We start from the raw sequence: 13,709 nt of genomic DNA, 5'->3' as shown, positions 1-13,709 counted from the left end.
GAGAGCGGTTCGAGCGAGAACCGCTTTCGCAGGAATTCACATGAAGCTCGAACACCCGGATCGCCCGATGAACCGCACTTCCCTGTCACTCGCCGCGCTGGAATGCCACGATGCGTTCGCCGGCCGGCACATCGGCCCCGACGAGGCCGACCAGCGCGCGATGCTCGATGCGCTCGGTTTCGCGTCGCGCGCGGCGTTCATCGACGCGGTGATTCCAGACACGATCCGCCGCAAGGAAACGCTGCCGCTCGGCGCGTTCACGCAGCCGAAGAGCGAAGCCGAGGCGCTCGCGGCGCTGCGCAAGCTCGCGGACGAGAACCAAGTGTTTCGAACGTTCATCGGTCAGGGCTATTACGGCACGCACACGCCGGCCGTGATCCTGCGCAACGTGCTGGAGAATCCGGCGTGGTACACGGCCTACACGCCGTATCAGCCCGAGATTTCGCAGGGGCGTCTGGAAGCCCTGCTCAACTTTCAGCAGATGGTCATGGACCTGACCGGCCTCGCGATGTCGAACGCGTCGCTGCTCGACGAAGCGACCGCCGCCGCCGAAGCCATGACGCTGCTGCAACGCGTCGGCAAGCCGAAGTCGAACGTGTTCTTCGTCGCGGACGACGTGCTGCCGCAAACCATCGAAGTGGTGAAGACGCGCGCGAAGCCGGCGGGCATCGACGTTCAGGTCGGTCCGGCAGCGGACGCCGCGAGCGCGAATGCGTTCGGCGTGCTGCTGCAATATCCCGGCGCAAACGGCGACGTGCGCGACTACCGCGCGCTTGCCGAAGCGGTTCACGCGGCGGGCGGCCATGTCGTCGCGGCGGCGGATCTGCTGGCGCTCACGCTCATCACACCGCCGGGCGAATGGGGCGCGGATGTCGCGATCGGCAACACGCAGCGGTTCGGCGTGCCGGTCGGCTTCGGCGGTCCGCACGCGGCGTACATGGCCGTGCGCGACGAGTTCAAACGCCAGATGCCGGGGCGTCTCGTCGGCGTGACCGTCGATGCGCAAGGCAACGCCGCGCTGCGTCTCGCGCTGCAAACGCGCGAACAGCATATTCGCCGCGAGAAGGCGACATCGAATGTCTGCACGGCGCAGGCGCTGCTCGCGATTATGGCGAGCATGTACGCGGTCTATCACGGCCCGCGCGGTTTGAAGGCGATCGCGCAGCGGGTGAACCGCATCGCGTCGATTTTGGCGGCGGGCGTGGCCAAGCTCGGCTACAGCATCGCCAACGAAACGTTCTTCGATACGGTCACGATCGAAAGCGGCGCCAGCACGACTGCGCTGCATCAGGCCGCTTCCGCCGCGCATATCAACCTGCGCCGCGTGAGTGCGAGCGAAGTGGGCGTATCGCTCGACGAAACCACCACGCGCGACGATCTGCAAAAGCTCTTCGCGCTGTTCGCGGAAGTGGCGGGCAAAACCGAGACGTTCGATATCGACGCGCTCGACGCCTCGATCAGCGATTCGCTTCCGGCGGGACTCAAGCGCACGAGCGACTACCTGACGCATCCGGTCTTCAACCGCCATCACTCCGAACACGAAATGCTGCGCTATTTGCGCAGTCTCGCCGACAAGGACCTCGCGCTCGACCGCACGATGATCCCGCTCGGCTCCTGCACGATGAAGCTCAACGCCACGTCGGAAATGCTGCCGGTCACGTGGCCCGAGTTCGCGCAGATTCATCCGTTCGCGCCGGCCGAGCAGACGCTCGGCTATCGCACGATGATCGACCAGCTCGAACAGATGCTCGTCGCGTGCACGGGTTACGCGGCGGTGTCGTTGCAGCCGAACGCGGGTTCGCAGGGCGAGTACGCGGGGCTGCTCATCATTCACGCGTATCACGAGTCGCGCGGCGAAGGGCATCGCAACGTGTGTCTGATTCCGGCGTCCGCGCACGGCACGAACCCGGCGTCGGCGCAAATGGCGGGCATGCAGGTCGTGGTCGTGGCGTGCGATGCGAACGGCAACGTCGATATCGAAGACCTGAAGGCCAAGGCCGGGAAGCATTCCGCGAATCTCGCGGCGATCATGATCACGTATCCGTCGACGCACGGCGTGTTCGAGCGCAACGTGCGCGAGATTTGCGACATCGTGCATCAGCACGGCGGACAGGTTTATGTCGATGGCGCGAACATGAATGCGATGGTCGGCCTGTGCGCGCCCGGCCAGTTCGGCGGCGACGTCTCGCATCTGAACTTGCACAAGACGTTCTGCATTCCGCACGGCGGCGGCGGACCGGGCGTCGGTCCGGTTGCAGTCGGCGCGCATCTCGCGAAGTTCCTGCCGAACCAGACTTCGACGGGCTATCAACGCGACGAAGCAGGTATCGGTGCGGTGTCGTCGGCGCCGTATGGCTCGGCTGCGATTCTGCCGATTTCGTGGATGTATATCGCGATGATGGGCGCGAAGGGCCTCACCGCCGCCACCGAAAGCGCGATTCTCGCCGCGAACTATGTCGCGAAGCGTCTCGCGCCGCATTATCCGGTGCTGTACAGCGGCCCGGGCGGGCTGGTCGCGCACGAGTGCATTCTCGATGTCCGGCCGATCAAGGAAACGAGCGGCATCTCGGTGGAGGACGTGGCCAAGCGCCTGATCGACTACGGTTTCCACGCGCCGACCATGAGCTTCCCCGTGCCCGGCACGCTGATGGTCGAGCCGACGGAATCGGAATCGAAGGAAGAGCTGGACCGCTTCATCGACGCGATGATCGCCATTCGCAACGAGATCCGCGCCGTCGAAGAAGGCCGCGCCGATCGCGAAGACAACGTGCTGAAACACGCGCCGCATACGGCTGCGGTCGTGACGGCGGACGCGTGGAACCATGCGTACACGCGCGAAGAGGCGGCGTATCCGGTTAAAACCCTCTTCGCACGCAAGTACTGGTCGCCGGTGGGCCGCGCCGACAACGCGTATGGCGACCGCAATCTCATGTGTTCGTGCGTGCCAGTTTCGGAGTACGCGGACGCGTGACGCACGACGCGCCGGGCCGCCCGCAAGCGTCAAGCTTTGTCGGGCGGTTTCGCGGTGCGTTCGAGAACGGCTAACATCTCACCCCGGACAGAAGCGAATCAGGGAGTGCGTATGGCGCCGAAGGTGCGAAAGGGGAACGAGGCGAGCCGCTTCAGGGCGACACGCGCAACGCTGGCGGCGCTGTCGGCCTTCTGCACGCTTGCGATGACCGCGCCCGCCGCGCATGCCGCGATGAACTTCTGCGCCGCGCCGGCCATGCAGACGAGCGAGCGCACGAACGCCGACCCTGGCGTGAAAGCGCTGGTAAAGATGGTGCAGTTGCATGTGAACGACACACCGAAGGCGCGCGCCACGCTGCACACCGAAGGCACGCTGCCGCACGAAGGCATTCACGACGAAAGCGTCGAAGCGGAGAAAGACCTCGACTTGATGCGCGATGCGGCGCTCGCCTGGCGTGCGACCGGCAACGAACGCTATCTGCGCCTCGTCGACCGTTTTCTGCTCGCCTGGACGACGACCTATCAGCCGAGCTTCAATCCGATCGACGAGACGAACTTCGAATCGCTGATTCTCGCCTACGATTTAACGGCGAGCGCGCTGCCGGTGAAGACGCGCAACGCGGCGAACGCGTTCATCGCAAGGCTGGTGAACGGCTACGTCGCCGATATCGATAAACAGCCGCGGCCGCTCAAGGGCACGTACCGCAACAACTGGCAGAGCCATCGCGTGAAGCTGATCGCGATGGGCGCGTTCACCATCGATGACCGCAAGCTCATCGACGCGGCGCAGCGGCTTTTTGTCGAGCATATCGGCGACAACATCGCGCCGGACGGTTCGACGGTCGATTTCGCCGAACGCGACGCGCTGCACTACGTGACCTACGACTTGCAGCCGCTCGTGACGGCGGCGCTCGCGGCGCGGCGGCACAACCGCAACTGGCTCCCGGAGCGCGCGCCGACGGGCGCGACGCTGGCCGGTGCGCTCAACTGGCTGACGCCGTACGCGCTCGGCACGAAGACGCACGACGAGTTCGTGCACTCGAGCGTCGCTTTCGATGCCAAACGTCGCGAGGCCGGGTTGCCGGGCTTCTCGGGCCAATGGGACCCAAAAAACGCGGCGGAGCTTTTCTATCTGGCGGCGCGTCTCGACGGCCGCTACGCGCCGGTGGCGCTGCGGCTCGCGCCGACGCCTCCCGCCTGGCTCGCGGTTTGTCTGCCGCTGCCGGCGCGGTAATTTCCATTTGCAGGAGCAGTCATGGCAGTCAGCGTTTTCGATCTCTTCAAAGTCGGCATCGGGCCTTCGAGCTCGCACACGGTCGGACCGATGCGCGCCGCGCTCATGTTCGCGCAGGGGCTCGAACGCGACGCGCTGCTCGACGCGGTGACATCGGTCAAATGCGAGCTGTACGGCTCGCTCGGCGCGACCGGGAAGGGCCACGGCACCGATCGCGGCGTCATGCTCGGCCTGATGGGCGACGCCCCGGATACCGTCGACGCCAGCACCATCGTGCCGCGGCTGGACGCCGTGCGCGCCACCAAGACGCTCGCGCTGCTCGGCAAGCACGAGATCGCGTTCACGGTGAAGGACAACATCGCGTTCTATCGGCAGGCGCTGCCTGAGCATCCGAACGGCATGAAACTGCATGCATTCGATGCCAGCGGGCAGTCGCTGCGCGAAGCGACGTATCTTTCGGTGGGCGGCGGCTTCGTCGTGACGGCGGGCGCGCCGAACACGGCGGTGCTCACGGCGCACGCGCAGTTGCCGTATCCGTTCCAGACCGGCGACGAACTGCTGAAGATGTGCGCCGAATCGGGCAAATCCATTGCGCAACTGATGTGGGAGAACGAGTGCGTCTGGCGCAGCGCCGACGAAATCCGCGCGGGCCTGCTGCACATCTGGGACGTGATGCAGGATTGCGTCGCGCGGGGCTGCGGCATCGGCAATCCGGCTGCGGAAGGGCATCTGCCGGGGCCGTTTCAGGTGAAGCGCCGCGCGCCGCAGCTTTATCGCGCGCTGACGGGGAAGCCGGAGCAGGCGCTGCGCGATCCGCTTTCGATGATCGACTGGATCAACCTGTACGCGATCGCGGTAAACGAAGAAAACGCGGTCGGCGGCCGCGTCGTGACGGCGCCGACGAACGGCGCGGCGGGCATCATCCCGGCCGTGCTGCATTACTACGACCGCTTCGTGCCGGGATCGAACGCGCAAGGCGTGATCGATTTTCTGCTGACGGCGGCGGCCATCGGCATTCTGTACAAGATGAACGCGTCGATATCCGGCGCGGAAGTGGGATGCCAGGGCGAAGTGGGCGTCGCGTGCTCGATGGCGGCGGGCGGCCTCGCGGCGGTGCTCGGCGGCACGCCCGCGCAGGTGGAGAACGCGGCGGAAATCGGCATGGAGCACAACCTCGGGCTCACGTGCGATCCGGTGGGCGGCATGGTGCAGATTCCGTGCATCGAACGCAACGCGATGGGCTCGGTCAAGGCGGTCAACGCGGCGCGCATGGCCATGCGCGGCGACGGATCGCATTACGTGTCGCTGGATTCGGTCATCAAGACCATGCGCGAGACCGGCGCGGACATGAAGACGAAATATAAGGAGACGTCGCGCGGCGGGTTGGCGGTGAATATTGTGGAGTGTTGAGCTTTGCTGCGTGCTGGCAGGCGCTTCGTCCTGCGAGTGCAACATTCCTTGTACGGAGCGCGCGGCGTCGATTGAAGCGGTTAGCATCGTTAGAGTCATAACGAAATCTATCGACCGCATTCCAATGCACGTCTCATGATGACTGCGCGCCGCTCAATGCGTCGGTAGAAATACCTGAGAGAACCGCATTGAAACCGATGGATCTTGCCGCGCACAAGGATGCGTGTAAAACGCTGAACCGCGCCCCGAGGTTCCGGCCCATGGTCAAGCAGCGATGGCCGAAGCCCTTCAACAGAATGGCCCGGCCCCGCGTACAGGCGACGGACCTGATTCCCGTTTCAGACGATCACGCCGTGCTTTTTCTGTGGCGCGATGGCGACCAGCTCGAAGACCGCTCGTTCTACGGCCACCTCGTCTGCACATTGCCGCGTGGCGATCTGTACCCGCTGTTCGAACTGCATTACCATCCGAGTCACAAGGGTCTGCACTGCAAGCTGCCCTGCAATGCTTCGAGCGATTACACGAATCGCTTGTTGCCCGGCGCGCCCGAACTCAATCTGAAGCTGTCCAGACGCTATGACCCGCGCGCCGCGGATGACCGTGCCGCCCTGATCGTTTTTTTCTGCAAGGCTGTAGGCATATCCCTTTCCCACGAACACGACGGACAAGCGACTTACTGTGTTAGCGGACCCGCTCAAACAAACCCTCTGCTCGTTGTTCGAAGTGCATGCCGACACCAACGGCGTGCATCGAATCGTTACGCCGCTGCAGTATCCGGGAACGGGGGATCACGTGGTCATCCGCATTCGCCCGTGTGAGGAAGGCTATTCGATCGATGAAAACGGAGAAGCCTGCTTCAACGCAGGCATGATGGGCGGCGAAGTGGAGTCGGGCGCCGTGGAACGCTGGTCGCAGGACATCGCGCAACTGAGTCCCGCGCGGCTGTGCGAGGACGAAGTCATCCGTGCCTCGACCTCCGATGAGCGTCTTCTTGCGCCTTACGTCTTCCGCGTGGCGGAGGCAGCCCAGCAGCTTTTCGCGGTCGCCACGTCCCGCGTCGAGCGTCAGTCGCCAAGCGATTTCAAAGCGCGGCTCACCCGCGCGATCGCGGATATCGCCGCTGAGTTCGGGCTCGAGCACTGGTCGGAAGTCGAATTGCCGATCTCTGGGGGGCTCGTCGCCGACCATGTGATCGAGACGCCGACGCCTTCCTTCGTCATTGCCGCGACCACCGCCAAGCGGCTGCTGGAAGGCGAGCTCATTCACCTGCAATACCGCGCCGAGAAACTTCCTGGCTCCGTGCTGGCGATCGCGGAAAGTCAGCAGGCGGTCGGCAAGACGGAGTTCGAGCGCGCGAACTACTACACGTGGAAGACGGTCGTTTTCGATGCGCGCAATCTTCGGAGCCTGATCGGGTCCGTCCTACATTGAGACGGACGCTCACGCCCCAATCAAATTAACCACCTTCACATTCCGCGTATCCGGCACTTCCGCATAAGACAGCACCTTCAACTGCGGCAGGCTCCGGCGCAGGAATCGCGCAAGCATCGCGCGCAGCGAATGCTGCACGAGCAGCACCGGCGGCAGTCCCAGATTCTGCTGTCGCAGCATCGCGTTTTGCGTCGAATTCATCAGCGTCTGCGCGAGTCCCGGCTCCAGTCCCGGATTCGGCCCCGTCGATAGCGCCTGCGACAGCACGCGCTCCAGCGTCGGATCGAGGCCCATCACCTGCAAGTCGTCCGCGCCCGGATACCACTGCTGCGTGATCGCGCGGCCCAGCGCCAGGCGTACCGCCGCCGTCAGTTCGTACGCATCGGAGATGCGCGGCGCATGCTCTTGCAACGCGTCGAGGATGGTCCGCATGTCGCGGATCGGCACGCTCTCGTCGAGCAGATTCTGCAGCACCTTCTGCAGCGTCGTGAGCGAAAGCGTCTTCGGCACGAGGTCGTCCGTGAGCGACGGCGTGTCCTTGCCGATACGCTCCAGCAGCGCCTGCACTTCCTGCCGGCCAAGCAGTTCCGCCGCATGCGTCACCACGAGGTGATTCAAATGCGTCGCGACCACCGTGCTTGCATCCACCACCGTGTAGCCGTACACCTGCGCCTGTTCGCGCATGTTCGTCTCGATCCAGACCGCCGGCAAGCCGAACGCCGGATCAGTGGTCTGCGTGCCCGGCAGCGCTGCCGATACCTGACCCGGATTGATCGCGAGCCATTGGCCGGGGAACGCCTCGCCCACGCCGACTTCCACGCCCTTCAACGCGATGCGATACCCGTTCGGCCGCAGTTCGAGGTTGTCGCGGATATGAATGACCGGCGGCAAAAAGCCGATTTCCTGCGCGAACTTCTTGCGAATGCCCTTGATGCGCTTGAGCAGTTCGCCGTCCGCGTTGCGGTCCACGAGCGGAATCAGCCGGTAGCCCACTTCGAGCCCGAGCGGATCGATGAGCGCGACGTCTTCCCAGCTCGCCTCCGCGTTCTCGGCGGATGCCGCCGCAGCCGATGCAATCGGCGTGACATCGGTGACGCTCGTCTTCTTGATCGCGGCGCGCTTGTTCATCGTGCGCGCGGCGTAGATGAGACCGCCGCCGAGCAGCATGAATGCGAAGTGCGGCATGCCCGGGATCAGTCCCATCACGCCGATGATCACGCCCGTGATCATCAGGACGCGCGGGTTCTGGAACAACTGCCCGGTCAGCTGCGTGCCGATGTCCTCGTCGGTCGCGACGCGCGAGACGATCACGCCCGCCGCCGTCGAAATGATGAGCGACGGAATCTGCGCCACGAGACCATCGCCGATGGTGAGCAGCGTGTAGTTGGTCGCCGCGTGCGCGAAGTCCATGTCGTGCTGAAGCATGCCGACGATCAGCCCGCCCACCACGTTGATGACCATGATGAGCAAGCCCGCGATCGCGTCGCCGCGCACGAACTTCGACGCACCGTCCATCGAGCCGTAGAACTCCGCTTCCTGCGCCACGCTCTGGCGGCGCTTCTTCGCGACTTCCTCGTTGATGAGGCCCGCGTTCAGGTCGGCGTCGATGGCCATCTGCTTGCCGGGCATCGCGTCGAGCGTGAAGCGCGCGCCGACTTCCGCGATACGTCCCGCGCCCTTCGTGATGACCATGAAGTTGATGATCATCAGAATCACGAACACGACGATACCGACCGCGAAATTCCCGCCGACGAGAAAGTGCCCGAACGATTCGATCACCTGTCCCGCCGCGTCCGGCCCGGTGTGGCCTTGCAGCAGCACGATACGCGTGGACGCCACGTTCAGCGACAGGCGCAGCAGCGTGGAGAACAGCAGCACGCTCGGGAATGCGGCGAAGTCGAGCGGCTTTTGCGTGTACATGCTGACGAGCAGCACCATGACCGCCAGCGCGATGTTGAAGGTGAACAGCAGATCCAGCAGAAACGCCGGCAACGGCAGAATCATCATGCCGAGGATCATGCAGATCAGGATCGGGCCGGCGAGGGCGCGCAAGTTCTGCGTGCCCAGCGCGTCGGGCCGTTTGGCGAAAAATCCAGCGCGCGCGTTCATGCTGCGGCTCCCTTGTCAGTGTTACCGTCGTCCAGGGCTTCGGCAGCTTCCTGATCGGCGTCGGCGTCGGAAACGGCGCCCTTGTCCAGTTCCTTCGGAACGTCGAGATCGGTGGGATCGTCCGGCTTCATGCCGCCGTCTTCCTTGTAACGCTTCAACTGGTAAACCCACGCCAGCACTTGCGCCACCGCGCCATACAGCGCGCCCGGAATCTCGCGGTTGATCTCCACGTTGTGATAGAGCGCCCGCGCGAGCGGCGGCGCTTCGAGCAGCGGCACGTTGTTCTCGCGGCCCAGTTCGCGGATACGCGCGGCCACGAGATCCACGCCCTTCGCGACGACGCGCGGCGCGCGCATCTCGCCGTCGCTGTACTTCAGCGCGACGGCAAAGTGCGTCGGGTTCGTGACGATCACGTCGGCGGTCGGAATCGCCTGCATCATGCGGCGGCGGGCCGCGGCGCGTTGCTGCGAGCGGATGCGGCCCTTCACGTGCGGATCGCCGTCGCTTTCCTTATGCTCGCGCTTCACTTCTTCCTTGCTCATGCGCAGCTTTTTCGCGTGCGACCACATCTGATAGGGCACATCCACGGCGGCGACGAGGAACAAGCCGCCGATCGCCATGCCGCAGCACACGACGATGAGATGCATCGCGTCGGCGAGCGCGAGACCGAGCGGCTTCGTCAGCAGTCCGAGCACGTCGGCCTTGCGGCTCCACATCTCCCAGCCCGCCACGCCGCCGACGACGAGCGTCTTGAGAATGGACATGCCGAGCTGAATCGGGCCCTGTATCGAAAAGATCTTGCCGAGTCCGCTGACCGGATTGAGCCGGCCGAAGTTCGGCGCGAGCGGCTTCGTCGTGATGAGCCAGCCGCCGAGCGCCATCGGCGCGGCCAGCGCGGCGAATGCGGTCATCACGAGCACGGGCAGCACGGCGAGCATGCCTTCCTTGCCCGCGTTGGCCGCGCCGATCATCGTCTGATGCGTGTCCAGCACGACGTCGTGATTGAACGTGAACGAGGCGCGCAGGATCGACTGCAAATGCCCGCTGATGGAACCGGACATCGCCATCACGCCGAAAAATCCCGCCGCGACGAGCGCAAACGAGGCAAGCTCCCGCGAGCGCGCGACCTGACCTTCCTCCCGCGCCTTTTCCAGACGCTTGGGAGTGGCTGATTCGGTTTTTTCGAGATCGCTTTCTTCTGCCACTGCGTGCTCCGCTTCGTGCTTCGTTGCCAACGGCATGAAGCCGCTTTCTGATGCAAACGATTATTGCGGAAGGCGTCGAGGGGCTATCGGCGGATTAAGTCGGGGAAAAGGGGGTTAATCGACGGATAAAAGAAAACGGCGCACGCGCCTCGTCAGAGGGCATGCGCCGCTTGGCATCCACGCGAACGGGACTCAAACGCCCGGCACGCGTCCGTCCGGGCCATAAAAGCCGGCCTTGGACGGCGCCACCTGCAAGGCGGCGAGCGCCTTGCGGTTGTATTCCATGCGCGTGCGGATCAGCACGCCATTATTGTTATTGCCTTGTTTCGCGCGCCGGGCGGCGGCGCACAGCAGCGTCCATTGCTCGGCGATGCGGGCGTCGCCCTCCGCGGCGGCTTCCATGCCGGCGAATCCGCCGGGAAAACCGAGTGCGTTCAAGTGCGCGTCGCGCTCTTTTTCGAGCCCGCTGATGCGCTCGGTCAGCGCCGTCTTTTCGCCGATGATCTCCGGCAGCGCGGCGAGCGGCTGCGCGGCAATCAGGGCTTTCTCCTCGTGCGCGAGGAGGGCTTCGAAGGCCAGAACGGCGGCGACTTCTTCGGTGACAGTGGCAAGCAGGGCGTCTTTCATTGCAGTTCGCTAAAAACGCGGTTCATAAAAGCCGCCCGGCTTTGCCCACTTCGCGCGCCGGGACGTGCCCGGGCCGTTGCGTTCAGCCGCCGGTCGGCGGGGTTCTCGTTTGCAGCAGGTCGCGGGCGGTGCTGAGCATGCCGTCGGCGATCTTGCTGCTGTCCATCTTGAAGCTGCCGTCGCGGAGCGCAGCCTTGATCGATTCGACTTTCGCCGTATCGATGTCCGAGCCGTTCGACGCGCGCAGGTCCGAGGACAGCGTCGACAGGCTGACCGTCGACTGGCCTGCGGTGGCGTTCGCTTGCGCGGTCGGCGCGACCGTTTTCGCATCGCTCTGCGATGCGCGTTGCGGCCCGTCTTGGAGGCCGGCCAAAGAGGTGTTGCTATTCGATTCGATTTTCACGATGTCCATTCCCGAACGTGTTGAGTCCTTTATCGGCGGGGGCTTTGAAAAACTTTACCCTGCCGGGGGAGGCGCAACCTGCGCGGTGCCTGGTCATCGGCCGCTTTGCCTTGTGCCACAAGGGTTTGACGGCTTTGCAACAAATTGCAACAGAACGTCTGCTGCCGCACACAAGTCCAGTTACATGCGAATTTCGACGGTCTGACTATCCTTCACGATGCCGGTGATGATCTGTCCGCCGGCGGTTTTCACGCGAACCTGCTGGCCGGGCGCGGCGTTGTTCATCGCGGCGCCATCGGCGGAAATGGAGAAGCCGGTGCCGTCGGCGACGACGTGCACCGTCTGGCCGATCGCCACCGAACTTGCGGCGCGCAGCATGTCCGAGCGCAGCGGCAAGCCGGCCGGCACGCGCGACAACGCGACCGCGCCGACCGCCTGCGACGGATCGGTGACGACGGCTTGCGGCATCGCCGTCAGATCGCCGTCGCGGGCGATGAGGTCGGCGCTCGCGAGCACTTCGCCCGGCGCGATGGCGCGCGCCGCGAGGTAGTACGTCGCGTTGATCGAGACGCGCGCCTGCACATACAGCGTCCACGGACGCTCGCCCACGCAGCGCACGCCGACCGTCACGCGGCCCCACAGGCGCGCGCCGGTCGGCATGAACGGATCGAGCGCCGAGCAGGGCGCGAGGCCGCGCGGGAAGACCGGCGTCACGGTGATATCGACCTTGCCGGGCAAGCCTGCCGCCTGCTGCTGGAGAAAGGCGAGCGCGGCGGCGCGGATGGACTCGCCGTCCTGCGCCGTCGCGGACGCGGCGGGCGCCTGAGTGGCGGCCGTGGCCGGGGAGAAACTCACGCGCTTCATCGGCGATGCGGCTGCAGATGAATAATTGGTCGAGCGAATCGGCGATGCAGCGGCGGCCGCGATCGCGCGCGCGCCGGCTGTAGAGGCGTCGTCGCGCGTGACGACGACCGGAATCACATCGCGCGATGCAGCCGTGACGGGCGCCATCGGGCGTACGCCCGCCGTTGCCGCTGTGCGAACGGTAGCGGCGTCGTCGCGCGATGCAGCCGCGACGGGCGCTTTCGCCAACGCCGGCGCGGCAGCGGCCTTCGCTTCGCCCGGGCCCGGAACCACGATCAAACCGCCCGTGTCGTCCATCGCGTCGTCGGCGGCTTCGGCGTGCGCTTCGAGCGCGAGCGCGGCATGGCGCATGGCGGCGTCGGCGGCACGCGTCGCAGCGCGGTATCCCGATGCCCGCGCCATGTCGGCGACCGCAGCGGGCGTCGGCGCGGGCGCGGCTGCGGCCACGGTTTTCGACGAACCAAGATTCTTCGCCATTTCCGCGACTGCGGCGGGATTCGTTTCCGCATTGCCCGGAATCGCGATCATGCCGTCCGTCTGCTGCGCGAACGCGCCCGCCGCGAAGCCCGCGATCAGCGACGCGCCCGCCATGCCGCGCAGTCCGGCACGCGCGCCGCGTTTGAGCGCGCCTTCACGCATCGCAACGATCGACGACTGCCCGGCGGACCTGCTCATCACTGCTCTCCTCGCCCGCCGAGCATCGCGCGGCGTACCTGAATGTATCTGGCCGCGTCCGGCGGCCACTGCATGCGGTCGCGGCCATGAAAACGCCGCTTCCCACTCTCGACCCAGATTCTAGATACGCGCGGCCGCGCTCAAGCCTCGAATAGAGGCCGCGTTTCCCGGTTATTCATCGGATTAGTTATTGCGCGCCGCTCCTAAGATGCGTGTCATGCAAAAAGCCCCCGGCGACTGGGCGGCGACAGGCGACAACCATCCCGGATGGGACCGGAGAGGAAACGAATGCTAGACAAACTCGACAAGGAATTTGCGTTCGGCCGCGAGGCGCTCGATGTGCGCGCTTACCGGCAGGAACTGCTGTCGTCGAATATCGCGAACGCGGACACCCCCGGCTACAAGGCGCGCGATGTCGATTTCTCCACCGCGCTCGCCGGGGCGCTGAAGAAAGACGGCGGCGCGTCCGCGTCCGCCTCGAACACGGCGACGCTCAGGATGGCGCAGCCGGTTTCGGTGAGCACGAGCGGGTCGATGGCCGTGACCGCGAAAGGCCACCTGTCCGGCACCTCGACGCTCTCCGCTTCGGGCGGCTCGACCGACGACTATGGCCGCCTCGCGTATCGCGTGCCGAGTCAGCCTTCGCTCGACGGCAACACGGTCGATCTCGACGCCGAACGCGTGCAGTTCGCGGACAACGCGCTGCACTTCGAAGCGGGCATGACCGTGATGAGTTCGCAGATCAAGTCGATGATGTCCGCCATCACGTCCAACAGTTAAG

11 protein-coding genes are annotated in these 13,709 nt (G+C 65.2%); 5 read left to right on the top strand and 6 right to left on the bottom strand.

Annotated elements, in window-relative coordinates:
• Window positions 1-40 precede the first annotated feature (40 nt).
• The 3 genes from gcvP (at window position 41) to GV035_RS23585 (ending at window position 5,614) form a co-directional block, all read left to right on the top strand.
• The gene (gene gcvP, locus GV035_RS23595; RefSeq protein WP_159837319.1) at window positions 41-2,971 is read left to right on the top strand and encodes an aminomethyl-transferring glycine dehydrogenase; all 2,931 of its coding nucleotides are present in this window, start codon (window positions 41-43) and stop codon (window positions 2,969-2,971) included.
• A gap of 204 nt (window positions 2,972-3,175) precedes the next feature.
• The gene (locus GV035_RS23590) at window positions 3,176-4,204 is read left to right on the top strand and encodes an alginate lyase family protein (protein ID WP_236572772.1); all 1,029 of its coding nucleotides are present in this window, start codon (window positions 3,176-3,178) and stop codon (window positions 4,202-4,204) included.
• Window positions 4,205-4,225: 21 nt separating this feature from the next.
• Window positions 4,226-5,614 carry an L-serine ammonia-lyase gene (locus GV035_RS23585; RefSeq protein ID WP_159837318.1) on the top strand — a complete coding sequence of 463 codons (1,389 nt, stop codon included), beginning with the start codon at window positions 4,226-4,228 and terminating at the stop codon, window positions 5,612-5,614.
• A 338-nt stretch (window positions 5,615-5,952) separates the two neighbouring features.
• Here the strand turns inward: GV035_RS23585 and GV035_RS23580 are convergent, their stop codons facing one another.
• Window positions 5,953-6,282, bottom strand: coding sequence for a hypothetical protein (locus tag GV035_RS23580; protein WP_159837317.1), 330 nt, complete (start codon window positions 6,280-6,282; stop codon window positions 5,953-5,955).
• 76 nt (window positions 6,283-6,358) lie between these two features.
• Between GV035_RS23580 and GV035_RS23575 the strand changes: the two genes are divergently transcribed.
• Entirely contained in the window at window positions 6,359-7,045 is a 687-nt protein-coding gene (locus GV035_RS23575; protein WP_236572702.1) for a hypothetical protein, read from the top strand.
• A 9-nt stretch (window positions 7,046-7,054) separates the two neighbouring features.
• Here GV035_RS23575 and flhA read toward each other — a convergent pair whose 3' ends face one another.
• The 5 genes from flhA to flgA all read right to left on the bottom strand — a co-directional run bounded on the left by flhA (window position 7,055) and on the right by flgA (window position 12,928).
• Window positions 7,055-9,154, bottom strand: coding sequence for a flagellar biosynthesis protein FlhA (flhA, locus tag GV035_RS23570; protein ID WP_159837315.1), 2,100 nt, complete (start codon window positions 9,152-9,154; stop codon window positions 7,055-7,057).
• Window positions 9,151-10,359 (bottom strand): flagellar biosynthesis protein FlhB, encoded by a 1,209-nt coding sequence (flhB, locus tag GV035_RS23565; RefSeq protein WP_159837314.1) that lies wholly within the window; start codon window positions 10,357-10,359, stop codon window positions 9,151-9,153. Before flhB ends, flhA begins: the two co-directional genes overlap by 4 nt.
• A gap of 192 nt (window positions 10,360-10,551) precedes the next feature.
• The gene (locus GV035_RS23560) at window positions 10,552-10,986 is read right to left on the bottom strand and encodes a flagella synthesis protein FlgN (RefSeq protein ID WP_159837313.1); all 435 of its coding nucleotides are present in this window, start codon (window positions 10,984-10,986) and stop codon (window positions 10,552-10,554) included.
• 82 nt (window positions 10,987-11,068) lie between these two features.
• On the bottom strand, window positions 11,069-11,389 hold the full coding sequence (gene flgM, locus GV035_RS23555) for a flagellar biosynthesis anti-sigma factor FlgM (protein ID WP_236572770.1): 321 nt from the start codon (window positions 11,387-11,389) through the stop codon (window positions 11,069-11,071).
• Window positions 11,390-11,569: 180 nt separating this feature from the next.
• Window positions 11,570-12,928, bottom strand: coding sequence for a flagellar basal body P-ring formation chaperone FlgA (flgA, locus tag GV035_RS23550; protein WP_159837311.1), 1,359 nt, complete (start codon window positions 12,926-12,928; stop codon window positions 11,570-11,572).
• A gap of 288 nt (window positions 12,929-13,216) precedes the next feature.
• Here flgA and flgB point away from each other — a divergent pair, with 288 nt between their 5' ends.
• Window positions 13,217-13,708, top strand: coding sequence for a flagellar basal body rod protein FlgB (gene flgB / locus GV035_RS23545; RefSeq protein WP_159837310.1), 492 nt, complete (start codon window positions 13,217-13,219; stop codon window positions 13,706-13,708).
• Window position 13,709 lies beyond the last annotated feature (1 nt).

This window comes from Burkholderia sp. 8Y (assembly GCF_902506145.1).
GTDB lineage: Bacteria > Pseudomonadota > Gammaproteobacteria > Burkholderiales > Burkholderiaceae > Caballeronia.
Note: the sequence above shows the minus strand (reverse complement) of the source record. Positions and strands in the feature narration are given on the sequence as shown.

What these genes read in the sequence shown, in the direction of transcription:
- flgA (WP_159837311.1), bottom strand. Translation starts at nt 12,928, where the DNA reads ATGAGCAGGTCCGCCGGGCAGTCGTCGATCGTTGCGATGCGTGAAGGC.
- flhA (WP_159837315.1), bottom strand. Translation starts at nt 9,154, where the DNA reads ATGAACGCGCGCGCTGGATTTTTCGCCAAACGGCCCGACGCGCTGGGC.
- GV035_RS23585 (WP_159837318.1), top strand. Translation starts at nt 4,226, where the DNA reads ATGGCAGTCAGCGTTTTCGATCTCTTCAAAGTCGGCATCGGGCCTTCG.
- gcvP (WP_159837319.1), top strand. Translation starts at nt 41, where the DNA reads ATGAAGCTCGAACACCCGGATCGCCCGATGAACCGCACTTCCCTGTCA.
- flgB (WP_159837310.1), top strand. Translation starts at nt 13,217, where the DNA reads ATGCTAGACAAACTCGACAAGGAATTTGCGTTCGGCCGCGAGGCGCTC.
- GV035_RS23560 (WP_159837313.1), bottom strand. Translation starts at nt 10,986, where the DNA reads ATGAAAGACGCCCTGCTTGCCACTGTCACCGAAGAAGTCGCCGCCGTT.
- GV035_RS23590 (WP_236572772.1), top strand. Translation starts at nt 3,176, where the DNA reads ATGACCGCGCCCGCCGCGCATGCCGCGATGAACTTCTGCGCCGCGCCG.